The 25,498-nt window shown below is 71.7% G+C and carries 21 protein-coding genes and 1 pseudogene; 4 read left to right on the top strand and 18 right to left on the bottom strand.

The window, feature by feature from the left end; genetic code table 11:
• Positions 1 to 30: 30 nt before the first annotated feature.
• The 4 genes from J8M51_RS30560 to J8M51_RS30545 all read right to left on the bottom strand — a co-directional run bounded on the left by J8M51_RS30560 (position 31) and on the right by J8M51_RS30545 (position 3,654).
• Complete coding sequence (locus tag J8M51_RS30560) at positions 31 to 483, bottom strand: GtrA family protein (RefSeq protein ID WP_216588182.1); 453 nt, start codon at positions 481 to 483, stop codon at positions 31 to 33.
• 186 nt (positions 484 to 669) lie between these two features.
• Positions 670 to 1,692, bottom strand: a complete 1,023-nt coding sequence (locus tag J8M51_RS30555) for a sulfotransferase family protein (RefSeq protein ID WP_086754494.1) — start codon at positions 1,690 to 1,692, stop codon at positions 670 to 672.
• Positions 1,693 to 1,833: 141 nt separating this feature from the next.
• A complete protein-coding gene (locus J8M51_RS30550; protein WP_086754492.1) occupies positions 1,834 to 2,946 on the bottom strand; it encodes an acyl-CoA dehydrogenase family protein in 1,113 nt (370 codons plus the stop codon).
• A gap of 105 nt (positions 2,947 to 3,051) precedes the next feature.
• The gene (locus J8M51_RS30545) at positions 3,052 to 3,654 is read right to left on the bottom strand and encodes an SgcJ/EcaC family oxidoreductase (RefSeq protein WP_086754490.1); all 603 of its coding nucleotides are present in this window, start codon (positions 3,652 to 3,654) and stop codon (positions 3,052 to 3,054) included.
• Between the two features lie 39 nt (positions 3,655 to 3,693).
• On the opposite strand from J8M51_RS30545, the pseudogene J8M51_RS30540 reads away from it, so the two are divergent.
• The 3 genes and pseudogenes from J8M51_RS30540 to J8M51_RS30530 all read left to right on the top strand — a co-directional run bounded on the left by J8M51_RS30540 (position 3,694) and on the right by J8M51_RS30530 (position 5,497).
• Positions 3,694 to 4,271: pseudogene (locus tag J8M51_RS30540) on the top strand (LuxR C-terminal-related transcriptional regulator).
• A gap of 51 nt (positions 4,272 to 4,322) precedes the next feature.
• Positions 4,323 to 4,598 carry a hypothetical protein gene (locus J8M51_RS30535; protein WP_086754500.1) on the top strand — a complete coding sequence of 92 codons (276 nt, stop codon included), beginning with the start codon at positions 4,323 to 4,325 and terminating at the stop codon, positions 4,596 to 4,598.
• 83 nt (positions 4,599 to 4,681) lie between these two features.
• On the top strand, positions 4,682 to 5,497 hold the full coding sequence (locus J8M51_RS30530; RefSeq protein WP_086754498.1) for an SAM-dependent methyltransferase: 816 nt from the start codon (positions 4,682 to 4,684) through the stop codon (positions 5,495 to 5,497).
• Positions 5,498 to 5,520: 23 nt separating this feature from the next.
• On the opposite strand, the gene J8M51_RS30525 is transcribed toward J8M51_RS30530, so the two are convergent.
• The 7 genes from J8M51_RS30525 to J8M51_RS30495 form a co-directional block, all read right to left on the bottom strand.
• On the bottom strand, positions 5,521 to 6,459 hold the full coding sequence (locus J8M51_RS30525; RefSeq protein ID WP_086754488.1) for an amidohydrolase family protein: 939 nt from the start codon (positions 6,457 to 6,459) through the stop codon (positions 5,521 to 5,523).
• 241 nt (positions 6,460 to 6,700) lie between these two features.
• Positions 6,701 to 8,083, bottom strand: coding sequence for an L-serine ammonia-lyase (locus tag J8M51_RS30520; RefSeq protein WP_086753146.1), 1,383 nt, complete (start codon positions 8,081 to 8,083; stop codon positions 6,701 to 6,703).
• Between the two features lie 70 nt (positions 8,084 to 8,153).
• On the bottom strand, positions 8,154 to 9,410 hold the full coding sequence (gene glyA / locus J8M51_RS30515) for a serine hydroxymethyltransferase (RefSeq protein WP_267299602.1): 1,257 nt from the start codon (positions 9,408 to 9,410) through the stop codon (positions 8,154 to 8,156).
• A 64-nt stretch (positions 9,411 to 9,474) separates the two neighbouring features.
• On the bottom strand, positions 9,475 to 10,656 hold the full coding sequence (locus J8M51_RS30510; RefSeq protein ID WP_086753142.1) for an NAD(P)/FAD-dependent oxidoreductase: 1,182 nt from the start codon (positions 10,654 to 10,656) through the stop codon (positions 9,475 to 9,477).
• 101 nt (positions 10,657 to 10,757) lie between these two features.
• Positions 10,758 to 11,891: an aromatic ring-hydroxylating oxygenase subunit alpha gene (locus J8M51_RS30505; RefSeq protein ID WP_086753140.1), complete on the bottom strand. Its 1,134-nt coding sequence runs from the start codon at positions 11,889 to 11,891 to the stop codon at positions 10,758 to 10,760.
• 42 nt (positions 11,892 to 11,933) lie between these two features.
• The gene (locus tag J8M51_RS30500; protein WP_086753138.1) at positions 11,934 to 12,566 is read right to left on the bottom strand and encodes an MBL fold metallo-hydrolase; all 633 of its coding nucleotides are present in this window, start codon (positions 12,564 to 12,566) and stop codon (positions 11,934 to 11,936) included.
• Entirely contained in the window at positions 12,563 to 13,675 is a 1,113-nt protein-coding gene (locus J8M51_RS30495) for an S-(hydroxymethyl)mycothiol dehydrogenase (RefSeq protein WP_086753136.1), read from the bottom strand. The genes J8M51_RS30500 and J8M51_RS30495 overlap by 4 nt, the downstream gene beginning before the upstream one ends.
• A 332-nt stretch (positions 13,676 to 14,007) precedes the next feature.
• Between J8M51_RS30495 and J8M51_RS30490 the strand changes: the two genes are divergently transcribed.
• A complete protein-coding gene (locus J8M51_RS30490; protein ID WP_086753134.1) occupies positions 14,008 to 14,805 on the top strand; it encodes an IclR family transcriptional regulator in 798 nt (265 codons plus the stop codon).
• Here J8M51_RS30490 and folP read toward each other — a convergent pair.
• The 7 genes from folP to J8M51_RS30455 all read right to left on the bottom strand — a co-directional run bounded on the left by folP (position 14,793) and on the right by J8M51_RS30455 (position 25,485).
• Complete coding sequence (folP, locus tag J8M51_RS30485; protein WP_256964071.1) at positions 14,793 to 15,746, bottom strand: dihydropteroate synthase; 954 nt, start codon at positions 15,744 to 15,746, stop codon at positions 14,793 to 14,795. The two genes, J8M51_RS30490 and folP, sit on opposite strands and share 13 nt — an antisense overlap.
• 41 nt (positions 15,747 to 15,787) lie before the next feature.
• Positions 15,788 to 16,390, bottom strand: a complete 603-nt coding sequence (locus J8M51_RS30480) for a sarcosine oxidase subunit gamma (protein WP_216587951.1) — start codon at positions 16,388 to 16,390, stop codon at positions 15,788 to 15,790.
• Positions 16,383 to 19,619 carry a sarcosine oxidase subunit delta family protein gene (locus J8M51_RS30475; protein WP_267299601.1) on the bottom strand — a complete coding sequence of 1,079 codons (3,237 nt, stop codon included), beginning with the start codon at positions 19,617 to 19,619 and terminating at the stop codon, positions 16,383 to 16,385. The genes J8M51_RS30480 and J8M51_RS30475 overlap by 8 nt, the downstream gene beginning before the upstream one ends.
• A 12-nt stretch (positions 19,620 to 19,631) precedes the next feature.
• Positions 19,632 to 20,864: a sarcosine oxidase subunit beta family protein gene (locus tag J8M51_RS30470; protein WP_086753132.1), complete on the bottom strand. Its 1,233-nt coding sequence runs from the start codon at positions 20,862 to 20,864 to the stop codon at positions 19,632 to 19,634.
• 58 nt (positions 20,865 to 20,922) lie between these two features.
• The gene (locus tag J8M51_RS30465; RefSeq protein WP_086753130.1) at positions 20,923 to 21,783 is read right to left on the bottom strand and encodes a bifunctional methylenetetrahydrofolate dehydrogenase/methenyltetrahydrofolate cyclohydrolase; all 861 of its coding nucleotides are present in this window, start codon (positions 21,781 to 21,783) and stop codon (positions 20,923 to 20,925) included.
• A 37-nt stretch (positions 21,784 to 21,820) separates the two neighbouring features.
• A complete protein-coding gene (locus J8M51_RS30460) occupies positions 21,821 to 24,259 on the bottom strand; it encodes a GcvT family protein (protein ID WP_086753128.1) in 2,439 nt (812 codons plus the stop codon).
• Between the two features lie 248 nt (positions 24,260 to 24,507).
• Positions 24,508 to 25,485, bottom strand: coding sequence for an ABC transporter substrate-binding protein (locus J8M51_RS30455; protein ID WP_086753126.1), 978 nt, complete (start codon positions 25,483 to 25,485; stop codon positions 24,508 to 24,510).
• Positions 25,486 to 25,498: the final 13 nt, after the last annotated feature.

Raw genomic sequence — 25,498 nt, 5'->3', positions numbered from 1 at the left:
CACCCGGCCCGCCCGGCCCCCGCCCGACGGTCAGGCGACGAGGCAGAGCGTCCGGCCGGGGCGGTTCCGCGCGAAGACGACGAGGCGCAGCACCGCGAAGCGGGCGACCCCGGCGAGCGCGGAGGCCGACAGATAGACGACCTGTTCGAGCAGCGCACCGGGCTCGGCGACCGACTCCCGCAGGACGAGCACCGCCCCGCAGGTCACCACGTACGCCGCCGCCGCCGACCCGGCCGACTGCGCGTGCTGACGCCAGGTCGCACGCCCGCCCGCGCCGAAGGTGAAGCGGGCGTGCAGTTCGGTGGCGAGGAGCGTGGACACCACGGTGATCAGGGCGTTGGCCAGGGCCCAGGGCAGCCGTGAGGCCAGGGCCGCCACGGCGAAGCTGGAGGCGACGCCGACACCACCGCCGCAGACCACGAAGCGGGCGAAGGCGGTGAAGGCGCCGGGTGCCGCCTGCTGCCGACTCTGTACTGCCTCCATGACCGGCCCCCTGATCGCCCGCTTGTTTCTCGATACGCAAACGCTACGTTGCATTCACAAGGTCAGCAACATAGTTATTGCGTAGATCAGAGATATTGGCAGGTGGGAGCCGATATTTCGTTGCACTCAATCACTTTTCAACGCAACGAGATCTCCTCAGTTCGTTGCAATCAATGAGGGTGAACGCTATGCCCGCAGGACGCGGGCGCCGGGAGCGCAGTCGTCCCGGAGTCCGGCCAGTTCGGCTGCGGGCAGACTCAGGGCGGAGCCGCGCCGGCCGTGGTCGAGCAGGGCGGACCCGGTGTGCAGCCAGTGCGGCAGGGGGTCCACACCGATGAACTCCGCCAGGCGGGTCAGCTCTTCGGCGGGGTGGTCCAGGAGACGCTCGTAGGAGAGGGTGGCACGCCGGTCGGCGGGCAGCCGGACGAGGAACTCCGTCGCCTCGGTGACCAGTTCGGACCACAGGGCGCCGAAGACACGCAGCGGGATGTGCCGGTCGCGCACCAGGGCGGGGTCGAAGCGTTCACCGAGCAGGGGTGCCAGGTCCGGGGGCAGCGCGCGGACGTGCTCGGGGGTCAGGTCGGCGAAGCTGTCGACACCGCAACGGGCCTTGATCTCGCGGAGCAGGGAGATCGCGCGGTAGCCGGGATGGCGGCTCATCGACAGGGCGCAGTCCGGGCCGTCACGGAACAGGTGCACGAACCGGGCGTCGGGGAACGCCGCCCGCAGTCTCGGTGCCCAGCCGGTCGAATAGCCGGAGCGCTCCACGACGGCGGTGCGTCCGAACCGGGCGCAGAGCAGGCCGAACAGGGCCCGGTGGTGCTCGGCGGCGGTGCGCCGGGGCCAGTGGACCACCGCCGCGCCGAGTTCGTCGAGGAGCCCGTCCGGGTCGTCGGTGAGATGGGGCAGCACCATCAGGGAGAGCGCGGGAATACCCGTCGTCCCGGACGCGTATCTGCCGGGCCTGCGGGTGTACAGGAACTCCGGCAGCGGCACACCGCTGCGGATCATCCGCTCGAAGTGCGGCGCCGGACGGTAGAGGGCCTGCCAGAACTGCTCCCCGTCCACCTCCCCCGCGGGAAAGGCCGCGTCGCCGACGGAGGCCATGTACTCGTTCAGACTCAGTACGTCCGGGTGGGCGTTGAGGATGCGGGACAGCGCCGTCGAACCGCTGCGCCCCGTGCCGTAGACGAAGGTCGGAGAGGTCATGGTCCCCTTTCGCATGTTTCACCGGGTGGGCTCGTGCGACCGGCGCCACGCCCGGCGGCGCACGGCGTGTGCGCGCCGTCCCACTCTGCCCGGTCCGCCGGGCCGCGCACCCGTCACGCCGCGCGGGCGGACCGCACGGGTTCAGGGGTAGCCGGGGAAGGGGTCGACGCCCATGAGGACGGCGCCCGCACCGTCGTACACGCCTTCCTGGAGGAAGGCGTGCTGCGGTACGACCGACGCGTCACGCAGGTACCGCTGCAGGGGGCTCGCCTCGTCGACGGCGTCGATACCGCCGAGTTGGTAGGCGGCCCGTACGACCTCGAAGGACGTCCTGGCGAGGTGGGCGGATGCCAGGCGCAGGGTGCTCGCCTGCCCGGCGGTCGCGGGGTCGCCCGCCTCGACCGCGGCCCAGGTCTCCTCCGTGGCCTCGTAGAAGAAGGCGCGGGCGGACCGCAGTCGGGCCTCCGCCCGGCCGACCGCGATGCGGTAGGTGGCGCGTTCGGCCGGCTTGGGAGCGCCGGTGTGGCCGGGCCTGCCGCCCTGTGCGACGACGTGGTCGAGGGCGGCACGGGCGACACCGAGGCCGACGACGGCCAGGACCTGGGAGGCGTACGCAACGGTCGGGTACCGGTAGAGGGGTTCGTCGACGGTGGCCCTGCCGCCGCGCACGAACGTCCACTCCTCGCCCACGACCTCGCCGTCGACCTCCAGGTCATGGCTGCCGGTGCCGCGCAGACCGACCACGTCCCAGTTCTCGGCGATCCTCACCCGGTCGGGGCGCAGTACGGCGGTGAGAGGCCGTCCGGCCCGCTCCGCTCCGGCCTTGATGCCCACGCCGAGCACGTCGGCGGCCATGCAGCCGCTGGCGAACCTCCAGCGGCCCGCGACCCGGTAGCCGCCCGCGACCCGCTTGGCGGGCCGTACGGGGAACAGGCCGCCCGCGAAGACGACATCGGGCCCGTCGGCGTACAACTCGGCCTGGGTGTCCAGCGGCAGGGCGGCCAGATAGACCAGGGCCGATCCGAAGCTCGCGACCCAGCCGGCCGAGCCGTCGACGACCGAGATCCGCTCAACGAGACGGAGGAACTCGGCGGGCGGCAGGGCGTCGCCGCCGAATCGCCTCGGCGCGCTCGCCCGGTAGAGTCCCGCCTCCTTGAACACGGCGATCACGTCTCGCGGGATGTGCCGCTTCTCCTCGAACTCGGCCCGCCGCTCCGCCACCACCGCCAGCACCCGGTCCAACGTCCGTGCCATGAGGGATCCCTTCGCGTCGCCGGGTGGTTCGCCTCCCCAACTCTCCCCCATTCGCCGCGACTTGCCGGAGGGAAGACCGAACTCGCCTCCCCGGGGCGGGGTCCGTCACACGCGCGGCGACGGCAGGAGCCCCCGGACCCGGGTGTTCTGGAAGGAGACGAGTTCCCAGCCGCGCTCCCGGTGGGCGGCCACATAGGTCTGGACGGAATGGCTGTCCGGACGGCATTCCGGTTCACCGGGGTCGGCGACACAGCCGGTGGTGATCATGACGGCTGTGTCGGGCGTCGGACGGCGCAGGGTCACGGGTACCTCGGTGAAGACCAGGCGGGTCCCCTTCGTGTACTCGTCGAAGTAGATCTGGAAGTCGCGGGCCATCTCCTCCCGGCCGCGCAGGTGTGTGCCGTCGAAGGTGATGAACTCGGCGTCCTCGGCATAGGTGCCGGCGAAGGCGGTGCCGTCTCCCCGGTTCCACGCGTCCGCCTGGCGCTGGATGAGGCGCTTGAGCTGCGGAAGGGCGGATCCGGCGGGGTGGGTGCGTGCGTCGGACTCTCGGGGTGCGGCGGACCCGGCGGACCCGGTCGCCGCGTTCGCGCCCGTGGCGAGGGTGAACGACAGGGCGGCGGCCAGGGCGAGGACACGGGGGCGGCGCGGACCGGTCGGCCGTCGGGCGGTTCGGCGGTGGTCCGGCGCGGGCGTGGATGACGTCATGTCAGTGCTCCCTAGGGCGAGTTGGGGTTCCGGCCCGTCGTGGGCCGGTTCGGGACCGGTACCAGCGTCGGGGTGCGCCCGCCGGACGATGTCGTCCTCGCCGACATCCGTATGCCCGGACCGGACGGACTGGAGGTCACCCGCGTCCTGGCCGGCCCCGACGCGGTGGACCCGACCAAGGTCATCGTCGTCACCACCTTCGACCTCGACGCGTACGTCCACACCGCCCTGGCCAACGGCGCCTGCGGCTTTCTGCTCAAGCGGTCCGGGCCCGCCCTGCTCACCGAGGCCGTCCGCGCGGCCGTGGCGGGCGACGTCCTCATCAGCCCGTCGGTCACCGTACGACTGCTGCGCCACCTCGGCCCCCGCGCCGACGCCCCGCACCACCCGGTCCGACGGAACCGCTGACCGACCGGGAGGCGGAGGTCGCGGCGCTGGTGGCGCAGGGACGGACCAACGCGGAGATCGGCACCGCGCTCTTCGTCAGCGCCGGCACCGCCAAGACCCATGTGGCCAACATCCAGCGCAAACTCGGTGCCCGCAATCGTGTCGGCATCGCGGCCTGGGTGTGGCGGAACAGTGGGCCGGACCGGACAGACCCCGGTCGGCCGGGGTGAACTTCCCGGACCTGTACGGGCGTTGGCCTCCGAGGAATTATGATCTTGGTCATGACTGTGCAGAGCACCGACAAGACCCTCTCCCGTAAACAGCGGCTTCAGGAGAAGCAGCGCCGTCAGCTGGCCGTCGTCGACACCGTCGACAAGGCCGAGGGCAAGGTCCGCAAGGCGGAGGCCGAACTGGCCGTGGCCGTCGCCGAGGCCGTGCAGATGTTCGGCGACGAGCAGGCCGCGTCCGACGCCCTCGACATGTCGGTCGGGGCGATCCAGCGCTTCCTGCGCATGGCCAAGGACGAGGCGGCCGACGCCGGTCCGACGGCACAATGACGCCACGTCACGCCGCGGCGGGCATCAACTGCCCGCCGCCGTAGCATCCTTGGGCGTGCGAGGAGGAGAGGACGGACGTGGACGTGAGCGAGACCCAGGCCGAGGAGACCCCGCAGCGGCGCCCCGACACCGGTACGGCGCACAACGCCCGCGTCTGGAACTACTGGCAGGGCGGCACGGACCACCACGAGGTCGACCGGCAGGTCGGTAACCACGTCGCCGGCCTCATCCCCGTCATCCGGGACATCGCCTCCGCCGACCGGCGCTTCCTCGTCCGCGCCGTACGGCATCTCGCCGAGGAGCAGGGGATACGCCAGTTCCTCGACGTCGGCACCGGTCTGCCCGCCCTGGAGAACACCCACGAGATCGCCCAGCGCGTCGCGCCCGCGTCGAGGGTCGTGTACGTCGACAACGACCCGACGGTGCTCATGTACGCCCGCACCCGGCTGAGCGGTACCGAGGAGGGCGCCGCGGTCTACCTCGACGCCGACGCGCGCGACCCCGACACCGTCCTCGACGGCGCAGCCCGGACCCTCGACCTCGGCGAGCCCGTCGCCCTGATGCTGCTCGGCATCCTGAACTTCGTCCTCGACGACACCGAGGCCCTGGACATCGCCCGCCGGCTCCTGGAACCGCTCGCCCCCGGCAGCTTCCTGGTGCTGACGCACCCCACCACCGAGCCCGAACTCGGCGGCGACCTCCAGCTGGAGGCGATGGAGTTCTGGAACGCGCACGCGAAGCCGCCGGTCACCGCACGCGCCGTCAAGGACGTCGGCCGGTACTTCGAGGGCCTCACACTCCTGGAACCGGGCCTCGTCTCCTGCTCCCTGTGGCGCCCCGATCCCGGTGACGAGCCCGTGGTCGTACCCCAGTTGGGGGCCGTGGCACGCAAGCCCTGACGACCGCCCGCGCTCGCGCGGAATCAGGGCCGGGCGAGCCGGGGGACGAGCCGTTCGGCGTTGCCGCGGTTGACGGCGTGCAACTCCCCCGGCCGCCAGTGCGGATAGTCGTCCAGTCCACTGTCGAAGCCGGTGGCCCACTGCTCCGGCAGCATCGGGAAGTCGCTGCCGTACAGGACATGGCCGGGCTCGGCGAAGGCGAGCAGGGAGGGCAGGGCGGCCGGGCCGGCGGAGATGGCGGTGTCGAAGTAGAAGCTCCGGAGGTCGCTCAGCAGCTCCTCGGGGGTGGACTCCGGGTGGACCCGGGCCGCGACGGCGAAGCGGTGGGCGGCGTAGGGCAGGAAGCCACCGGCGTGCGGCAGGATCAGTTTGAGACGGGGGTGGCGTCGGGGCACCCCGTTCACCGCCAGATGGAGGGCCGTACGGGCGGTGTCGTACGGGAAGTCCACCAGGGGGCCGGGCAGTCCGGGGACCGGTGCGACGGGCGGGGCCGTGGGGTGCACGAGGACGACCGCGCCGCGGGCGTCGAGTTCGGTCCAGAGCGGCTCGAACAGCGGGTCGCCCAGATACCGGCCGTGCGCGTTGGACAGCACCATCAGTCCGTCGGCGTCCAGCTCGTCCAGCGCGAACACGGCCTCGGCGAGGGCGGCGTCCACATCGGGCAGCGGGAGGACGGCGAAGTGGCCGAAGCGGTCGGGCCGGTCCTTGACGACCTCGGCGGTGTACTCGTTGACCTTCCGGGCCCCGGTACGGGCGCCGTCGGGGTCGTCCGGGGCCGCGACCGGTGCGGGGAACGACAGCAGGCCGGTGGCGATCGACCGGCGGTCCATCATCGCGAGCGCGCCGGCGACGTCCCACGCGGGAGCGGGCCAGCCGAGGGCCGCGGCCCGCTCGGACATCGCACGGGCGAGGTGCGGTGGGATCAGATGCTGATGTACGTCGATGCGCGCGGCGTCCGGCATGGCGGTGCGGGCCTCCTCGGCTGGGGGGTGCGGATGCGGTCCGGCGTCGAGACGGCTCGCCCCGACGACGTACCCCCTGCCCCGGCACGGCCCTGCCGGACGGGCCGAGCCGCCCCCGGACAGCCGGTACGCCCCACCCCCGAACCACCCGGACGGCCCAGTCCGACCGCCGACGCCCCCGGCCACACGCGCCTGACCCGCCCACACGGACGTGGCCCGCGCCCAGCACGCGGTTCCGCGCTCAGCACTCGATGACGTTGACGGCGAGCCCGCCGCGGGCGGTCTCCTTGTACTTGACCTTCATGTCGGCGCCGGTCTCCTTCATGGTCTTGATGACCTTGTCGAGGGAGACATGGTGACGGCCGTCGCCGCGCATCGCCATACGGGCGGCGGTGACGGCCTTCACCGCGGCCATGCCGTTGCGTTCGATGCAGGGGATCTGGACGAGGCCGCCGACGGGGTCGCAGGTGAGGCCGAGGTTGTGCTCCATGCCGATCTCGGCGGCGTTCTCGACCTGTTCGGGGCTTCCGCCGAGGACTTCGGCGAGGCCGCCGGCGGCCATGGAGCAGGCGGAGCCGACCTCGCCCTGGCAGCCGACCTCGGCGCCGGAGATGGAGGCGTTCTCCTTGAAGAGCATGCCGATGGCGCCGGCCGCGAGCAGGAACCGCACGATGCCTTCGTCGTCGGCGCCCGGCACGAACTCCAGGAAGTAGTGGAGGACGGCGGGGATGATCCCGGCCGCCCCGTTCGTCGGCGCGGTGACGACACGGCCCCCGGCGGCGTTCTCCTCGTTCACGGCCATCGCGTAGAGGGTGATCCACTCCATGGCGCGGGCCAGCGGATCGCCCTCGCTGCGCAGCGCGCGGGCGGCAGCGGCGGCCCGGCGCCGGACCCTCAGACCGCCGGGGAGGATGCCCTCGCGGCCCAGGCCACGTGCGATGCAGGCCTCCATGACGTGCCAGATCTCCAGGAGGCCCGTGCGGATCTCCGCCTCGGTGCGCCAGGCCTTCTCGTTCTCCAGCATCAGCGCGGAGATGGACAGGCCGGTCTCCCGGGTGAGCCGCAGCAGTTCGTCACCCGTGCTGAACGGGTGGGGCAGCACGGTGTCGTCGAGCTTGATCCGGTCCGCGCCGGCGGCCTCCTCGTCGACCACGAAGCCGCCGCCGACCGAGTAGTACGTCTTCTCCAGCAACGGCACACCATCGGCGTCGTACGCGAAGAGGATCATGCCGTTGGCGTGGTACGGCAGTGACCGCCTGCGGTGCAGGACCAGGTCGTTCGAGGGGTCGAGGGCGATCTCGTGGGCGGGGCCGATCTCGGCGCCGAGGAGACGCATGCGCCCGGTCGCGTGGATCCGCTCGACGTCCAGGTCGGCCTGGGCGACGTCGACCGTGTGCGGCTCATTGCCCTCCAGGCCGAGCAGTACCGCCTTGGGGGTGCCGTGGCCGTGGCCGGTGGCGCCGAGGGAACCGAACAACTCCGCCCGCACGGCGGCGGTCTGGGCCAGCGCTCCGTCCTGCTTCAGCCGCCTGACGAACATCCCGGCGGCGCGCATCGGGCCCACGGTGTGCGAGCTGGACGGGCCGATGCCGATGGAGAACAGGTCGAAGACACTGATTGCCACGCCACGCTCCGTGGAGTTGGAGAGGACGTGCCGATCGGTGACGGCACGCCCCCGTGCGGGAGGTTGTCGGTTACAGGCCCGGGTACAGCGGGTGTTTGTCGGCGAGGGCCTTGACGCGGGTCTTCAGTGCTTCCGTGTCGTAGGACGGCTTGAGTGCCTCGGCGATGACGTCGGCGACCTCGGTGAAGTCCTCGGCGGTGAAGCCGCGGGTGGCCAGGGCGGGGGTGCCGATGCGCAGTCCGGAGGTCACCATCGGCGGGCGGGGGTCGTCGGGGACGGCGTTGCGGTTGACGGTGATGCCGACCTCGTGGAGGCGGTCCTCGGCCTGCCGGCCGTCCAGGTCGGAGTTGCGCAGGTCGACCAGGATCAGGTGCACGTCGGTGCCGCCGGAGAGCACGTCGACCCCGGCCTCGCGGGCGTCGGGGGCGGTCAGCCGCTCGGCGAGGATGCGGGCGCCGTCGACCGTGCGCCGCTGGCGCTCCCTGAACTCCTCGCTCGCCGCGACCTTGAAGGACACCGCCTTCGCCGCGATGACATGCTCCAGCGGGCCGCCCTGGAAGCCGGGGAACACGGAGGAGTTGAGCTTCTTCGCGAAGTCCTTCTTCGCGAGGATGATGCCGCCGCGCGGTCCGCCGAGCGTCTTGTGGGTGGTGGAGGTGACCACGTCGGCGTACGGCACCGGGTTGGGGTGCAGGCCGGCCGCGACCAGGCCGGCGAAGTGCGCCATGTCCACCCACAGATACGCGCCGGCCTCGTCGGCGATCCGCCGGAACTCCGCGAAGTCCAGCTGCCGCGGGTACGCCGACCAGCCCGCGATGATCACCTTCGGCCGGTGCTCCCGGGCCAGGCGCTCGACCTCGGCCATGTCGACGAGTCCGGCGTCGTCCACGTGATAGGCCACGACGTTGAACTGCTTGCCGGAGAAGTTCAGCCGCATCCCGTGGGTGAGGTGACCGCCGTGGGCGAGGTCCAGCCCGAGGATGGTGTCGCCGGGCTGGGCCAGCGCGAACAGGGCGGCCTGGTTGGCGGAGGCGCCCGAGTGCGGCTGGACGTTGGCGTACTCGGCGCCGAACAGCTCCTTCACCCGGTCGATGGCGATCTGCTCGGTGACGTCGACGTGCTCGCAGCCGCCGTAGTAGCGGCGGCCCGGGTAGCCCTCGGCGTACTTGTTGGTCAGGACCGAACCCTGCGCCTCCATCACCCCGACCGGGGCGAAGTTCTCGGAGGCGATCATCTCCAGGGTCGACTGCTGACGGTCCAGCTCGGCGTCGAGGGCCGCGGCGACCTCCGGGTCGAGCTCGTGCAGGGACTGGTTGAACAGGGTCATCGGCGGTCTCCTGTGCGGGTTCCGGAGGGAGGAGGCGAGGGCGGGACGCTCACGAGCAGAAGGCTCAGGACACGGCGACTGCGGCCACGGGGACGAGGGTGCGGCGGAGCCGGTTGAAGAACTTCGGCTGGTTGAGGGAGAGCACGGCCACCGGGTCGCCCTGGTGGCGGTAGACGGCCGTGAAGGTACGGCTGTCCGGATCGCCCTCGACGACCTCGGGCACGGCGCCCGGGGGGACGTACCCGGCCAGCTGGATGCGCGTGCGGTACTGGTCGGACCAGAAGTACGGGGCGGTGAGCGGGGCGGGCGCGGGCACGCCGGTCAGCAGCGTGCGGGCCGCGGTCCTCGCCTGCTCGGTGGCGTTGCTCCAGTGTTCGACGCGGGCGTGCCGTCCGGTGAACGGGTGGGGGCAGCGGGCCACGTCGCCGACGGCGACGACGCCCGCGACGGTGGTCGCGCAGCCGGTGTCGCACACCACGCCGTCGTCCACCAGCACTCCGGAGCCGGCGAGCCAGTCGGTGTTGGGCCGTACTCCCACACCGACCACGACGACGTCGGCGGGCAGCACCCGTCCGTCCGCCAGCCGGACACCGGTGACGCGGTCCTCGCCGAGGAGTTCGGCCACGCCGGTGCCGCACAGCAGGTCGACGCCGTGGTCGGTGTGCAGGGAGGAGCAGACCAGGCCCATCTCGCGGCCCAGTTGGCGCTCCAGCGGCACCTCGGCCGCCTCGACGACGGTGACGTGCAGTCCGAGCCGGTGGGCGGTGGAGGCCACCTCGGCGCCGATGAAACCGGCGCCGATGACGACCAGCCTGGGCAGGCCGGTCAGCAGCTCGGACCGCAGGGCCTGGGCGTCGTCCAGGGTGCGCAGGGTGTGGACACCGGCCAGTCCGTCGGAGCCGGGGAGGGTGCGCGGGCTCGCGCCGGTGGCGACGACCACGCCATGGGTGCGCACCTGCCGGCCCCCGGCCAGGGTGACGGTCCGGGCGGCGGGGTCGAGGCGCACCGCCCGTTCCCCGAGGAGCCAGTGCACATCCAGGTCGTCGTACTCGTCGGCGTCGCCGAGGGCGAGTGCTTCGGCGTCGAGGTCACCCTTGAGGAAGTCCTTGGACAGCGGCGGACGGTCGTAGGGAGCGTGGCGCTCCTCCCCCACGACGACGATCTCGCCGTCGTAGCCCTCCGCGCGCAGCGCGCGGACCGTGCTCAGGCCCGCCAGCGACGCTCCGACGACGGTGATGCTCCTCATGCGGGCTCCAGACGAGAGGATGTCTCACATCGCACAACGACACGCGTCATGTGCAACATGGTTTCGATGGATTTCTGAGGTGTCAAGGGGCCGGGCTCCGGTCAGTGCGTGGGTCCCACGTCGAGCTTGTTCTGCAGCCAGGTGTGGAACTCACCGATGTGGTGCTCGCTGGGCACCAGCACACCGCCCTTGGCGTAGGCCTTCGAGCTCATCGCCGGCTGGGTGCGCTCACAGGCGTCGAAGTCCTGCTGGTTCACCCGGTGGAACAGTTCCACCGAACGCTCCACGTCCTTGCCGCTCTCGACGACGTGCGGCAGATAGAGCCAGTCGCACTCGACGACCGTGCGGTCGGCGGCCATCGGGTACATCCGGTGGAAGATCACATGGTCGGGCACGAGGTTGATGAACACCTGCGGCCGGACGGTGATCGCGTAGTACCGGCGGTCCTGGTCCTCGGCGACACCCGGGATACGGTCCAGCCCCTCGGAACCGTCCACGGTAAAACCCCGCACCTCCTCACCGAACTCGGCGCCGTGCCCCACGTAGTACTGCGCGGCGTACCCGTCCGCGAACTCCGGCAGCACCTCGGTCAGTTCCGGATGGATCGTGGCGCAGTGGTAGCACTCCATGAAGTTCTCGATGATGAGCTTCCAGTTCGCCTTCACGTCGTACGTGATCCGGCGCCCCAGCCGCAGGTTGTCGATGTCGTAGCGCTCGATCGACTCCAGGTCGCCGAGCCGCTCGACGATCGCGCCCAGTATGTCGGCCTCGAAGGACGGCGGCTCGTCGGCCAGGCACACCCACACATAGCCGAGCCACTCCCGCACATGGACGTTGACCAGGCCGTACTCGGTCCGGTCGATGTCCGGCATCGAGGTCAGGTTGGGCGCGGCGACCAGCTTGCCGTCCAGGCCGTAGGTCCAGGCGTGGTACGGACACTGGAAGGCCCGCTTGACCTCGCCGGACTCCTCCAGGCAGAGCTTGGCGCCGCGGTGCCGGCAGATGTTGAGGAAGGCCTTGATCGAGCCGTCACGGGAGCGGGAGACGAGAACGCTCTCACGTCCGACCTGACAGGTGCGGAAGGCGCCGGGTTTGGCCAGTTCGGAGGCGCGGGTCACACAGAACCACATGGCCTCGAAGACCCGCTCCTGCTCCTGGGCGAAGACTCCGGGGTCCGTGTAGTACTCGCCGGACAGCGTGGGGATCAGGCTGGGCGGCAGATTCGTGAGGGTCATCGAGTCACCTTCGGAAAATGTCGGGAGGCGGTGGCGGGCGGTTCAGTGGCCGCGGGCGATCCACTCGTCGAGGTGGGGCGCCTCGGCCCCGATCGTGGTGGTGTCGCCGTGACCGGTGTGGACGGTGGTGCCGGCGGGCAGCGTCAGCAGCCGGTCCCGGAGGGAGACGATGATGGTGCCGAAGTCCGAGAAGGAGCGGCCGGTGGCCCCGGGGCCGCCCTGGAAGAGCGTGTCGCCGGAGAACAGGGCGTTCAGCTCGGGTGCGTGGAGGCAGACCGCGCCGGGCGAGTGGCCGGGGGTGTGCAGCACCGTCAGCCCGACGCCGGCGACCGTGAGGGTCTCGCCCGCGACGAGCGGGCGGAAGGCGGGCGCCTCCTCGCCGTGCGCCATCTTCCACAGGACGGTGTCGTCCGGGTGGAGCAGGATGGGCGCGCCATGACGGGCGGCCAGGGCCGGGGCGGCGTTGACGTGGTCGTTGTGGGCGTGGGTGCACACGACGGCGACCAGACGGCGGTCGCCGACGGCGGCGGCGATGGCGTCCGCGTCATGGGCCGCGTCGACGACGAGGACCTCCTCGTCGTCGCCGACCAGCCAGACGTTGTTGTCGACCTCCCAGCTGCCGCCGTCCAGTTCGAAGGTGCCGGAGGTGACGAGGCACTCGATGCGGGCGGTCACAGGACCACCACCGAACGCAGGACGTCGCCGTGGTGCATCTTGGCGAACGCGGCCTCGACGTCGTCCAGGCCGATGGTCTCGGTGACGAACTCGCCCAGGTCGAAGCGGCCCTGAAGGTAGAGGTCGATCAGGGCGGGGAAGTCGCGGGAGGGCAGGCAGTCGCCGTACCAGGAGGACTTGAGGGAGCCGCCGCGGCCGAAGACGTCCAGCAGCGGCAGTTCGAGCTTCAGCTCGGGTGTGGGGACTCCCACGAGGACGGCGGTGCCGGCCAGGTCGCGGGCGTAGAAGGCCTGCCGGAAGGTCTCGGGGCGGCCGACCGCGTCCACGACGACATCGGCGCCGAAGCCGCCGGTCAGCTCGCGGATCGCCTCGACGGCGTCGGCCTGCGAGGAGTCGACGGTGTCGGTGGCGCCGAACCGCTCCGCCCACTTCAGCTTCCGCTCGTCGACGTCGACGGCGATGATGCGGCCCGCTCCGGCGACCTTGGCACCCGCGATCGCGGCCATGCCCACGCCGCCGCAGCCGATCACCGCGATGGAGTCACCGCGTCCCACGCCCCCGGTGTTGACCGCGGCACCGAACCCGGCCATCACACCGCAGCCGAGAAGCCCGGCGGCGGCCGGTGAGGCCATGGAGTCGACCTTGGTGCACTGTCCGGCGGCGACCAGGGTCTTCTCGGCGAAGGCGCCGATGCCGAGGGCCGGGGAGAGCGGGGTGCCTCCCCCAGACTTCGTCCGGGAGGTGCCCCCAGCCAGGGTCATCGGCTGGGTGGCGTTGTGGGTGGCGAAGCAGTACCAGGGCCTGCCACGGCGGCAGGCACGGCAGGTGCCGCAGACGGCGCGCCAGTTGAGGACGACGAAGTCGCCGGGAGCGACGTCGGTGACGCCCTCGCCGACCGACTCCACCACGCCCGCCGCCTCGTGGCCGAGCAGGAAGGGGAACTCGTCGTTGATGCCGCCCTCCCGGTAGTGCAGGTCGGTGTGGCAGACACCGCAGGCCTGCACCCGTACCAGCGCCTCACCGGGGCCGGGGTCCGGCACCAGGACGGTCTCCACCGAGACCGGGGCGCCCTTCTTGCGGGCGACGACGGCGCGTACCTCGTGTGTCACGGTCGATCTCCTCGTCGAGGAAGGGGAGGAAGGGAGGGAGTGGGGGAGGGACTTCACTGCACCGGGCCGGGACGGGACCGTGGCCGGGCCGCAGACCACTGCGTTCCATATAGCGCAACCATCTTCGCTATGAGCAACGACGACCAAACTGTCTCCTTGGGGGCACCCACTGTCAAGAGGTTGGTCGCGCCGACTTGTCCGCTTCGCCTCGACGCCTCCCCCTTCCCCGGACGGGAGGGGCCGTGCGAGCATGCGGGCGACCGGTTCCGGCCAGGGTCACCGCACTCCTCGAACCCCTCGGAACCGTCGGGGCGGCTGCGTATAGTTGCACCATGAGCAACTACGCGGCAGAGGGCGCAACAACGGGTCCCGCGGTGAACGGTGTGCAGTCGGTCGACCGCGCCGTCAGCGTGCTGGAGATCCTCGCCCGGCGCGGCGAGGCCGGTGTCAGCGAGGTCGCCGCCGAGATCGACGTCCACAAGTCGACCGCGTTCCGGCTGCTCGGGGCGCTGGAGGCACGCGGACTGGTCGAGCAGTCGGCCGACCGGGGCAAGTACCGCCTCGGCTTCGGCATCGTACGGCTCGCCGGCGCCGTCACGGGCCGGCTGGACATCACCCAGCAGGGCCGGCAGGTCTGCGAGCGGCTCAGCGAGGAGATCGGCGAGACCGTCAACATCGCCGTGCTCCAGGAGCACTACGCGGTCAACCTCCATCAGGTGCGCGGCCCGGGCGCGGTCGGCACCCACAACTGGGTCGGCCAGCTCACCCCCGTGCACGCCACGTCCAGCGGCAAGATCCTGCTGGCCCATCTCTCGGAGCGGCGGCGGGCCGAGGTGCTGGAGGCGTCCGGACTGCGCAGACTGACACCGCACACGCTGACGGCCGGGACGCAGCTGGAGAAGGCTCTCAGCGAGGCGCGCGAGCGCGGGTACGCGGTGACGCTGGAGGAGCTGGAGATCGGCCTGCACGCCATGGCGGCCCCGATCCGCTCTCGCGAGGGCGAGGTCATCGCCGCGCTCAGCGCCTCCGGCCCGGCCTACCGCTTCACCGAGGAACGCATCCACGCACTCGTGCCGGTGCTGACGCGCGGCGCCGACGAGATCAGCCGCAGGATGGGCTATCTGGGCTGACCGCCCACGAGAGGCGACCCACCCAGCGGCGACCGCGCCGCCATCGCCGCCTCGGCGCCCCAACGGGCCGTCACCCGTACCGCGTCCAGCGTCGAGGCGACGTCGTGCACCCGCAGACACCAGGCGCCCTGTGCGGCGGCGAGCACGGACACGGCGGTGGTCGCGGCGTCGCGCTCGCGCGCCGGGCGCGGTTCCCCCGTCGCCGGGTCCGCCAGCAGCCGCCCCAGGAACGCCTTGCGGGACGCGCCGACCAGGACGGGACGGCCCAGCGCGCGCACCTCCCCGAGCCGGCCCAGCAACTCCCAGTTGTGGGAGGCCTCCTTGGCGAAGCCCAGCCCGGGGTCGACGATCAGCGAACCGGCGGGCACGCCCGCCTCCAGGGCCGCGTCGATCCTCAGCCGCAGCTCCCGGAGCACGTCGTCGACCACATCGCCGTAGACGGCGTTCGCCTGCATCCCGGCGGAGTGTCCACGCCAGTGCATCAGCACGTACGGCACACCCGCCCGGGCCATCAGGGGCAGCATCGCGGGGTCGGCGAGGCCTCCCGACACGTCGTTGACCAGCCGTGCGCCCGCGTCCAGCGCGCGGGCGGCGACCTCGGCCCGCATGGTGTCGACACTGACGACCGCGCCCGCCGCCGAGAGGTCCCGGACGACGGGCAGCACCCGTCGCAGCTCCTCCTCGACCGATGGGCGCACCGCGCCGGGACGCGTCGACTCGCCGCCCACGTCCACGATGTCCGCGCCCTGCTCCAGCAGGGCGCGGCCACGTGCCACGGCCGCGTCGGCGGCGAACGACAGCTCGCCGTCGGAGAACGAGTCCGGCGTGACGTTCACGACGCCCATGACCAGCGCCCGTCCGGGCCTCGGCAGCCCGTGCGGATGCGGGTCCGGGGTGCCCGGGTACGGCGGCGGGGCGTGGTCGTGGGCCGTGACGGTCACCGGTGACCGGCCTTCGACGCGCTGACAGGGGCTCGCATGACTCAGACGTACTCCGTCGCCGCGTCGAGCAGCCAGTCCGCCAGATAGCCGGCGAACGAGGAACGCACCAGGATCCAGAAACCGGCGCCGAGTCCCTCCCGCGCGACCAGGACGACCTGGGTGCGGGCCAGGGTGGTCTGGGCGCAGCGCCCGGAACCGAAGGCCCTGGGGTGCAGGTCCAGCGCGCAGCCGTGGGCCAGCAGGTCGCGGGCACCCGTGCCCGCGACGAGGACCGTGGTGCGCTGCGCGGACACGTCGGTGACGGAGACCGGCTCCTCTCCGGCGGCCTCCCGGATCCGGCTCTCCAGTTCGCGCTCGCCGCCCGGCGGCCCCACGAGCAGCCACTCGTCGGGGCCGAGCCACAGCGCGGTCAACTCCCCCGCGCGGGCGACGGTGTCGGGCTCCAGCGGCAGCGGGAGGCCCAACGCGAGACCGACGGCGTCCGCCGCCGCGCCCTTGGCGTCCAGACGTACGTCGAGCTGGGTCAGGAAGGGGAGTTCGGCCAGCCGGATCGTGCCCCCGGAGTCACGGGTGGCCGCGGCGAGCCGGTCGGCGGCCCCGGACAGGGGGCTGCGGGGCCGGGCGGTCAGGGCGGTGTCAGCCATCGCGGCGGGCTCCCTCGGGGTCGTAGAGGACGGGGCTCGCGACGGTCACGGGGACCAGTCGGTCGCCCACGGGGGCGTACAGCCGCTCGCCGATGCGGTCCCGGCCGCCCTTGACCAGGGCGAGCGCGAAGGTCCGGCCGAGGGCGGCGCTGCGGTAGCTGGAGGTGACGTGGCCGAGCATCGGGACGGGCGGGGGCGGCAGCACGCCGTCGGCGACCAGGTGGGTGCCCTCGGGGAGGAAGTCGCCCGGGTCCTCGGGGAGGAGGCCGACCAGGTGCTTGCGGTCGGGCCGGACGGTGTCGGGGCGGGTGTAGGACCGCTTGCCGACGAAGTCCGACTTCTTCTTGGAGACGACCCAGCTCATGCCGAGGTCCTGCGGGGTGACGGTGCCGTCGGTGTCCTGGCCGATGATCGGGTAGCCCTTCTCGGCGCGCAGGACGTGCATGGTCTCGGTGCCGTACGGGGTGATGCCGTACGGGGCGCCGGCCTCGTACAGCGCCTCCCAGAGCGTCAGGGCCTCCCACGGCGACACGTTGATCTCGTAGGCGAGTTCGCCGGAGAAGCTGATCCGGCAGACCCGGGCGTCGATGCCCGCGACGGTGGTCTCGCGCCAGGCCATGAACGGGAAGTCCTCGTTGGCGACGGCGAGTTGCGGTGCGAGGGAGCCGATCACCTCGCGGGACCTCGGACCGACCAGGGCGACCGTGGCCCACTGCTCGGTCACGGAGGTGCAGTGGACCTTGAGTTCGGGCCACTCCGTCTGGAGCCACTCCTCCATCCAGTCGAGCACGGTGGCCGCGTTGCCGGTCGTCGTGGTGACCAGGTAGCGGTCCCGCTCGACCCGGATGACCGTGCCGTCGTCGAAGACCATGCCGTCGGGGCGGCACATGACGCCGTAGCGGATCATGCCGACCTTCAGGGTGCTCATCATGTTGGTGTAGAGCAGGTCGAGGAAGACACCGGCGTCCGGGCCCTGGACGTCGATCTTGCCGAGGGTGGAGGCGTCCATGAAGCCCACGCCCTCACGGGTCGCGGCGCACTCGCGGAGCACGGCGCTCTCCATGTCCTCGCCGTCCCGCGGGTAGTACCAGGGGCGCTTCCACTGGCCGACGTTCTCGAACAGCGCGCCGTGCCCGACGTGCCACTCGTGCAGGGCGGTCGTACGGACCGGGTCGCTCAGCACACCCCGGTCACGGCCCGCGAGGGCGGCGAAGGAGACCGGGGTGTACGGCGGGCGGAAGGTGGTGGTGCCGAGGGACGAGACGTCCACGCCGAGCAGTTCGGCGACGACCCCGCTCGCCAGCACGCCGGAGGTCTTGCCCTGGTCGTTGGCGGTACCGGCCGTCGTGTAGCGCTTGGTGTGCTCCACCGAGCGCAGTCCGGCGCCGGTCGCGCGGGCCAGGTCGGCCACCGTGACGTCGCGCTGGAGGTCGACGAACCTGGGGGCGTCCGTCTCGCCCGGGACGACGTACACCTGCATCACCGGGGTCGGCCGCGGCCGCGCCGGCACGGCGGGCAGACGGGGTGCCTCGGACGTGTACCCCTCGGCCTCGATCGCGCGGGCACCGGCGGCGGCGCCCTGGGCGAGGACACCGGCGGTGTCGAGGAGACCGCTCGCGCTGCCCACGACCTCGACGGCCTGGCGGCCGGTGTCGGGCACGAAGGAGCCCAGTGTCTCGTCGTGGCGCAGCTTGCCGCCGGACTGGCTGAACAGGTGCGCGGCCGGGTTCCAGCCGCCGGAGACGAGCAGCAGGTCGGCGGCGCACTCCCGCTGGCCTGCGGACTCGCCGTACGGGGCGACGGTCACGGCGGTGAGACGGGGCTCGCCCGACGTGCCGGTGACGGCGTGCCCGGCCAGGACCTCGATGCCGGCGGCCGTGGCGCGCTCGGCCCACTCCCCCGGCTCGGGACGGGTGTCGACGATCGCCGCGATGTCCAGACCGGCCGAGGCGAGGTCCAGGGCCGCCGCGTAGGCGCTGTCGTTGGTGGTGAACACGACCGCGTGGCGGCCGGGCAGGGCGCCGTGGCGGTTGACGTGGGTGCGGGCCGAGGAGGCCAGCATCACGCCGGGGCGGTCGTTGTCCGCGAAGGCCAGGGAGCGTTCGTGGGCGCCGGTGGCGAGGACGACGCGGCGGGCGCGGATGCGCCAGACGCGTTCCCGGGAGATGTTCTCGGGGGCCGCGCCGCCGAGGTGGTTGGTGCGGCGCTCGACGGCGAGGAGGTGGTTGTCGTCGTAGTAACCGAAGACGGTGGTGCGGCGCAGGACGCGGACCTCGGGGGCGGCGTCGAGCAGGCCTGCCGTCTCGCCCACCCAGTCGAGGTGTTCGGCGGTGCCGAGGAGGCTGCCGCCGGGTTCGGGCTGGTCGTCGGCGAGGATGACGCGGGCTCCGCTGTTCGCCGCCGCGGCGGCTGCCGCGAGGCCGGCCGGGCCCGCGCCGACGACCAGGAGGTCGCAGTGGGCGTGTACGGCGTCGTAGCGGGCCGGGTCGGGGTCGGTGGCGAGGCGGCCCTGGCCGGGGAGGCTGGTGGCGACCAGGCCGTCGTACAGCTCGACGGTGGTCGCGGGGAGCATCGGCTCGGGGAAGGGTTCCTCGATCTGGATGACCGCGTTGGGCTCTTCGACTCCGGCGGAGAAGATGCCTCGGGGGCGGCCGAGTTTGATGCTGGTGCCCGCGTGGATCACGCCGTTGGCGAGGAGGGCGGAGGCGAGGGTGTCGCCCCGGTGGCCCTGGTACTCGGTGCCGTCGAAGGTGAACGTGAGGGTCGTGTCGCGGTCGACGCGGCCTCGGGTGGGGTGGCGGAACGGTTGGGTTGTCCCGCCCCCGCCGCCCCTACCCGTCCCATCCCCGGGGGCTGCGCCCCCGGACCCCCCTTCGGCCTGAACGGCCTCGTCCTCGAACGCCGGACGGGCTGGTGGTGCCGGACGCGGCTGCGACGTGACCGGGCTCGGCTCCGGGGTCGGGGGGCGTTCCTCGCCCGCGCGGTACACCGACAGGATCTCGTTCGTGGAGGTGTCGCGGATCGCGTTGAACCAGCGGCGGCAGCCCGCCGCGTGGCTCCAGCGCTCGGCGAAGGGGCCCTTGGTGTTGTCGCGGAAGAAGAGGTAGCGGGCCCACTCCTCGTCGGTGAGGGCCGAGGGGGTCTCGGGGTAGGCCACGTGGGCCTGGCCGCCGTAGTGGAACTCGGCCTCGTCGCGGGGCCCGCACCACGGGCAGGTGATGAGCAGCATGTGTGGGGCTCCCTAGTGGGCCACCGCGGCCGCGCCGTGCTCGTCGACGAGCGCGCCGGTGGTGAAACGGTCGAGCGAGAAGGGGGCGTTGAGGGCGTGCGGGGTGTCGTGGGCGATGGTGTGGGCGTAGACCCAGCCGACGCCCGGGGTCGCCTTGAAGCCGCCCGTGCCCCAGCCGCAGTTGAGGTAGAGGTTGTCGACGGGACTGAGCCCGACGATGGGCGAGGCGTCGGGGCTGACGTCGACGATGCCGCCCCAGGTGCGCAGGACGTGGGCGCGGGCGAAGACCGGGAAGAGCTCCAGGGCCGCGGCCATCTGCTCCTCGATGATGTGGAAGGCGCCGCGCTGGGTGTACGAGTTGTACGCGTCGATGCCCGCGCCCATCACCAGCTCGCCCTTGTGTGCCTGGCTGACGTACACATGGACGGCGTTGGACATCACGACCGTGGGGTGCACCGGCTCCAGGAGTTCGGAGACGAGTGCCTGCAACGGATGGGACTGGACGGGGAGTTCGATGCCCGCCATGGCGGCGAGGACCGAGGTGTGGCCGGCCGAGCAGAGCGCGACCTTGCCGGCCGCGATACGGCCCCGGGTGGTGCGGACTGCGACGACGCGGTTGTCGACCACGTCGAGGCCGGTGACCTCGCAGTTCTGGATGATGTCGATGCCGGCCGCGTCGGCGGAGCGGGCCAGGCCCCAGGCCACGTGGTCGTGCTTGGCGATGCCCGCGCGCGGCTGGTAGGTGGCGCCGAGGACCGGGTAGCGCACGTCCTGCGAGATGTTGACGATCGGGCAGACGTCCTTGACGCCGTCGGCGTCGAGCCACTCGGCGTCCACGCCGTTGAGGCGGTTGGCCTCCACCCGGCGCACGCTGTCGCGGACGTCCTGGAGGCTGTGCGCGAGGTTCAGCACACCGCGCTGGGAGAAGAGGATCGGGTAGTCGAGTTCCTCCTCCAGTCCCTCCCAGAGCTTGAGGGCGTGCTCGTAGATGCCGGCGCTCTCGTCCCACAGGTAGTTGGAGCGGATGATCGTGGTGTTGCGGGCCATGTTGCCGCCGCCGAGCCAGCCCTTCTCCAGCACCGCGACATCGGTGATGCCGTGGTTCCTCGCCAGATAGTGGGCGGTGGCCAGGCCGTGTCCGCCGCCGCCGACGATCACCACGTCGTACGACTTCTTCGGCTCGGGGTCCCGCCACAGCCACTCGGGGTGCTCGGGGAGGTCGGCACCGGGGGTGCGGGGGCTCATCGGGCGTCTCCCTCGGCTGAGAGGTGCGGATGCTGCGGATCCTGGGGGACGTGCGCGTTCATACGGCGGTGGCGTTCCTCTCGGCGGCCTCGACGACGTTGGCCAGCAACATCGCGCGGGTCATGGGGCCCACTCCGCCGGGCATCGGCGCGATCCAGCCGGCGACCTGGGCGGCGTCCGGGTGGATGTCGCCGACCAGGCCCTGGTCGGTGCGGGTGATGCCGACGTCCAGGACGGCCGCGCCGGTGCGCAGCATGTCCTTGGTGATCAGTCCGGGTGAACCGGCGGCCGCGATGACGATGTCGGCCTCCCGGGTGTGCCAGGCGAGGCCCTTGGTGCCGGTGTGGCACAGGGTGACGGTGGCGTTCTCGGAGCGGCGGGTGAGCAGCAGGCCGATGGGACGGCCGACCGTGATGCCCCGGCCGACCACGCAGACCCGGGCGCCGGCGAGCGGCACGTCGTGGCGGCGCAGGAGTTCGACGATGCCGCGCGGGGTGCAGGGCAGCGGGGCGTCGACGCCGAGGGTGAGCCGGCCGAGGTTGACGGGGTGCAGTCCGTCGGCGTCCTTGGCCGGGTCCATGCGTTCCAGTACGGCGTTGGCGTCGAGGTGGCGGGGCAGCGGGAGCTGGACGATGTAGCCGGTGCAGGCCGGGTCGGCGTTCAGCTCGTCGATGACGTCCTCGACCTGCTGCTGGGTGGCGTCGGCGGGCAGGTCGCGGCGGATGGAGGCGATGCCGACCTGGGCGCAGTCGCGGTGCTTCCCGGCGACATAGGCGTGGCTGCCGGGGTCCTCGCCGACCAGGACGGTCCCGAGGCCCGGCGGGCGGGCGCCGGTGGCGGTCAACTTGGCCACGCGCTCCGTGAGTTCGCGGCGGATGTCGGCGGCGGTCGCCTTGCCGTCGAGCAACTGTGCGTTCACCGGCGGTGTTCCTTCCCTCGTCGGTCGTGGCCGGGTGTCAGCCACGCAGGCGGGACATGGTGGGGTCGAACAGGGGCTCCTCGGTGACGACGGCCTCGACGCGCTGGTCGAAGTAGCCGATGTGCAGCACGGTCCCGGGGGCCGTGAGTTCCGTGGGGAGCCAGGCGTAGGCGATGCCCTTGCCGATGGTGTAGCCGTAGGAGGCGCTGGTGACGTAGCCGACCGGCCGGTCGCCGTCGAGGACGGGTTCCTTGCCGAGGACGACCGACCGGGGGTCGTCGATGACGAGGCAGGTCAGCTTGCGCCGGACGTTCTCCTTGCGGCGCAGCAGCGCGTCCTTGCCGATGAAGTCGTCCTTGTCGAGCTTGACGGCGAAGCCGACGCCGGCTTCGTAGGGGTCGTGCTCGTAGGTCATGTCGGTGCCGAAGGAGCGGTAGCCCTTCTCCAGGCGGAGGCTGTTGAAGGCGCCGCGGCCGGCGATGACGCCGCCGAGGGGCTTCGCCGCCTCCCACAGGGTGTCCCAGAGCTTCTGGCCCTGGTCGGCGGTGGTGTAGATCTCCCAGCCGAGTTCGCCGACGTAGCTCAGGCGCATCGCGGTGACGGGTACCGAGCCGATGTAGGCGTGCTTGGCGCGGAAGTACTTCAGGCCGTCGTTGCTGAAGTCGGCGTCGGTGAGGGGCTGGAGGACCTTGCGGGCCAGGGGGCCCCACAGTCCGACGCAGCAGGTGCCGGGGGTGATGTCGCGGACCTGGACGGTGCCGTCGGCGGGGAGGTGGCGGCTGATCCAGTCCAGGTCGAGGTTGCCGTTGGCGCCGATCTGGAAGGTGTCGCGGGCGAGCCGGGCGACGGTGACGTCGCTGCGGATGCCGCCGTCGTGGTCGAGGAAGAGGGTGTAGGTGACCGAGCCGACGGACTTGGCGACCTTGCCGGTGCACAGGCGCTCCAGGAGGTCGGCGGCGCCGGGGCCGCTCACCTCCAGGCGCTTGAGGGCCGTCATGTCGTACATCGCGACGGTCTCGCGGGTGGCCTGGGCCTCGGCGCCGACGATCGGGGACCAGTACCGCGCGGCCCAGTCGCCCGGGGTGGGGATGGAGCGGCCCTCGACGAGGCCGGAGTTGGCCTCGTACCACTGCGGGCGCTCCCAGCCGTTGGCCTCCAGGAAGAAGGCGCCGTGCTCCTTCTGCCGGGTGTGGAAGGGGCTGGTGCGGATCGGGCGGGGGTCCCCGGACGGCTGGAGGGGGTGGAGGATGTCGTAGACCTCGACGAAGTTCTGGCAGTCGCGGGCCAGGACGTACTCCGGGGAGAGCTGGTGCGGCTCGAAGCGGTTGACGTCGCACTCGTGCAGGTCGAAGGAGGAGCAGTAGCCGTCGACCAGCCATTCGGCCATGGCCCGGCCGACTCCGGCGGAGTGGGTGACCCAGACCGCCTCGGCGACCCAGAAGCCCTTGACGTCCGGCGACTCGCCGAGCAGCGGGAAGTTGTCGGTGGTGAAGGAGAACAGGCCGTTGATGCCCTCCGCGATGTCCGCCTCCTTGGTGGCGGGCAGCAGCGACTGGGTCTCGGTCCAGGCGTCGGCGAAGTCGTCCTCGGTGAACTTCAGGACCGACGGCATGTCGTCGGCCTCGTCGACGGAGAGGATCTCGTCGGCGGTGATGGGCATCGGGCGGTGGCCGTAGTAGCCGATGCCGATGCCGTCGAAGCGGTCGCGGTAGTAGAGGTCGGCGTCCTGGTGGCGCAGGATCGGCCGGACCGCCTCCTCGGTCTGACCGGCGAGGGCCGGGATCGGCCCGGTCCAGGCGAGCTGGTGGGCGAGCGGGGTCAGCGGGAGGTTCATGCCGGCCATGCGGGCGATCTTCGGGCCCCAGATGCCGGCGCAGCACACGACGATGTCGGCGGGGATCTCGCCCTGGTCGGTGAGGACGCCGGTGATCTCGCCGTCGGCCTTCAGGACGTCGAGGACCTCGTGGCGCGGCAGGAAGGTCACGCCGCGCTCGGTGGCCCGGCGGATCTGCGCCTCGACGGCGAGGACGGCCTTGGCGAGGCCGTCGGTGGGGACCAGCAGGCCGCCGAGGACCTTGTCGGGGTTGACCAGCGGGTGCTGTGCGAGGCATTCGTCCGCGGTGAGCAGCCGGGCCTCGATGCCCCAGGCGGTGATCCAGCCGTGGCGGCGGCGCAGTTCGGTCAGGCGCTCGGGGGTGGTGGCCACTTCGAGGCCGCCGACCTGGAGGAAGCAGGGCTTGCCGTCCACGTCGAGGGAGCAGAACTTCTCGACGGTGTACCGGGCCAGCTCGGTCATCGTCCTGGAGGAGTTCGTCTGGAAGACCAGGCCCGGGGCGTGCGAGGTGGAGCCCCCGGTGGCGGGAAGCGGGCCCTGGTCGACCACGGTCACCTCGGTCCAGCCTCGCGCGGAGATCTCGTCCGCGAGAGCCGCTCCCACGACTCCCGCTCCGATGATGACCACTCGGGGTCCCGCCATCGCCGCACCTCCGGTCTGTTGATCAGCCGAGCCGATCGAGTTGCTGTTTACGCAACGCGGTTCAGGTTGCGCAACTCAATGTGCCCTCCGCACTGGTGGGTGTCAAGGGTTCCCGGGACCTCGGAAAACGGGCCGGAGAAGCAGCCGGGGAACGGGCCCGGACACGGCGATGCCCGGTGGGCGGCGCGTGTGGCGCGCGCCGCCCACCGGGCATGATCCGACCGGATTCCCGCGTCCGGTCCTCGCCCCTACTTCAGCCAGGCGTCCACCTTGACGCGGTTGGCGTCGACCCACTTCTTCGCCGCGGCCTCGGGGGTCATCTTGTCCACGGCGATGTACTTGGCCACGATGTTCTGGTCGTCGTTGGTCCAGCTGAAGTTCTTCACCAGGTCGTAGGCGGGGCTGCCCGAGTCGGCGAACTTCTTGGCGACGATCTTGTCCAGCGTGTAGACGGGGTAGTCGCAGGCGATCTTCTCGGCGTCGGCGTCACAGCCCGCCTTGTAGTCGGGCAGCTTGACCTTCACCAGCGGCACCTCGGACATGAACCACTGGGGCTCGTAGAAGTAGCCGATCACCCATTCCTTGTTCTTCTCCGCCTTGCGGAAGGTCTGGATGAGCGCGGTCTCGCTGCCCGCGTACACGACCTTGTAGTCCAGCTTCAGGTTCTTCACCAGCGCCTCGTCGTTGGTGACGAACGACGGGTCGCCGTCGAGGAGCTGGCCCTTGCCGCCGGACTCGGAGGTCTTGAACTTCGCCGCGTACTTGTCGAGGTTCTTCCAGTCCGTGATGTCCGGGTGCGCCTTGGCCAGCCACGGCGGTACGTACCAGCCGATCAGGCCCTCGTTGCCGGTCGCGCCGGCGTCCACGGCGGTCTTCTGGTCGGTGATGTACTTCTTCTTCAGGTCGTCGTGGCCCCAGTTCTCGACGACCGCGTCCACCTCACCGGTCCCGAAGCCCTGCCAGGCGATCTCCTCCTTCAGGTCCTTCTTGGTGACCTTGCAGCCGAGGTCGTTCTCCGCGACGTAGGCGATGACCGCCGCGTTGGCCTCGTAGCCGACCCACGGGTTGACCGCGAGGTTGAAGGTGCCGCACTTGGCGGAGCCGCCCGAGCCGCTCGTACCGGAGGACTCGTCACCGACCTTCGCACCGCCACAGGCGGTGAGGGTGAGACCGAGGACCGCTATGCCGGCCGCGCCGACTCTCCATCGTCTTGCTTGCCTTGACATGGTCAGTTGCTCC

This window comes from Streptomyces griseiscabiei (genome assembly GCF_020010925.1).
GTDB lineage: Bacteria > Actinomycetota > Actinomycetes > Streptomycetales > Streptomycetaceae > Streptomyces > Streptomyces griseiscabiei.
The sequence above is the reverse complement of the archived record's forward strand: the minus strand, read 5'-3'. Positions and strand labels throughout refer to the sequence as shown.

What these genes read in the sequence shown, in the direction of transcription:
- J8M51_RS30560 (WP_216588182.1), bottom strand. Translation starts at nt 483, where the DNA reads ATGGAGGCAGTACAGAGTCGGCAGCAGGCGGCACCCGGCGCCTTCACC.
- J8M51_RS30555 (WP_086754494.1), bottom strand. Translation starts at nt 1,692, where the DNA reads ATGACCTCTCCGACCTTCGTCTACGGCACGGGGCGCAGCGGTTCGACG.
- J8M51_RS30550 (WP_086754492.1), bottom strand. Translation starts at nt 2,946, where the DNA reads ATGGCACGGACGTTGGACCGGGTGCTGGCGGTGGTGGCGGAGCGGCGG.
- J8M51_RS30545 (WP_086754490.1), bottom strand. Translation starts at nt 3,654, where the DNA reads ATGACGTCATCCACGCCCGCGCCGGACCACCGCCGAACCGCCCGACGG.
- J8M51_RS30535 (WP_086754500.1), top strand. Translation starts at nt 4,323, where the DNA reads ATGACTGTGCAGAGCACCGACAAGACCCTCTCCCGTAAACAGCGGCTT.
- J8M51_RS30525 (WP_086754488.1), bottom strand. Translation starts at nt 6,459, where the DNA reads ATGCCGGACGCCGCGCGCATCGACGTACATCAGCATCTGATCCCACCG.
- glyA (WP_267299602.1), bottom strand. Translation starts at nt 9,410, where the DNA reads ATGACCCTGTTCAACCAGTCCCTGCACGAGCTCGACCCGGAGGTCGCC.
- J8M51_RS30510 (WP_086753142.1), bottom strand. Translation starts at nt 10,656, where the DNA reads ATGAGGAGCATCACCGTCGTCGGAGCGTCGCTGGCGGGCCTGAGCACG.
- J8M51_RS30505 (WP_086753140.1), bottom strand. Translation starts at nt 11,891, where the DNA reads ATGACCCTCACGAATCTGCCGCCCAGCCTGATCCCCACGCTGTCCGGC.
- J8M51_RS30490 (WP_086753134.1), top strand. Translation starts at nt 14,008, where the DNA reads ATGAGCAACTACGCGGCAGAGGGCGCAACAACGGGTCCCGCGGTGAAC.
- J8M51_RS30480 (WP_216587951.1), bottom strand. Translation starts at nt 16,390, where the DNA reads ATGGCTGACACCGCCCTGACCGCCCGGCCCCGCAGCCCCCTGTCCGGG.
- J8M51_RS30475 (WP_267299601.1), bottom strand. Translation starts at nt 19,619, where the DNA reads ATGCTGCTCATCACCTGCCCGTGGTGCGGGCCCCGCGACGAGGCCGAG.
- J8M51_RS30470 (WP_086753132.1), bottom strand. Translation starts at nt 20,864, where the DNA reads ATGAGCCCCCGCACCCCCGGTGCCGACCTCCCCGAGCACCCCGAGTGG.
- J8M51_RS30460 (WP_086753128.1), bottom strand. Translation starts at nt 24,259, where the DNA reads ATGGCGGGACCCCGAGTGGTCATCATCGGAGCGGGAGTCGTGGGAGCG.
- J8M51_RS30455 (WP_086753126.1), bottom strand. Translation starts at nt 25,485, where the DNA reads ATGTCAAGGCAAGCAAGACGATGGAGAGTCGGCGCGGCCGGCATAGCG.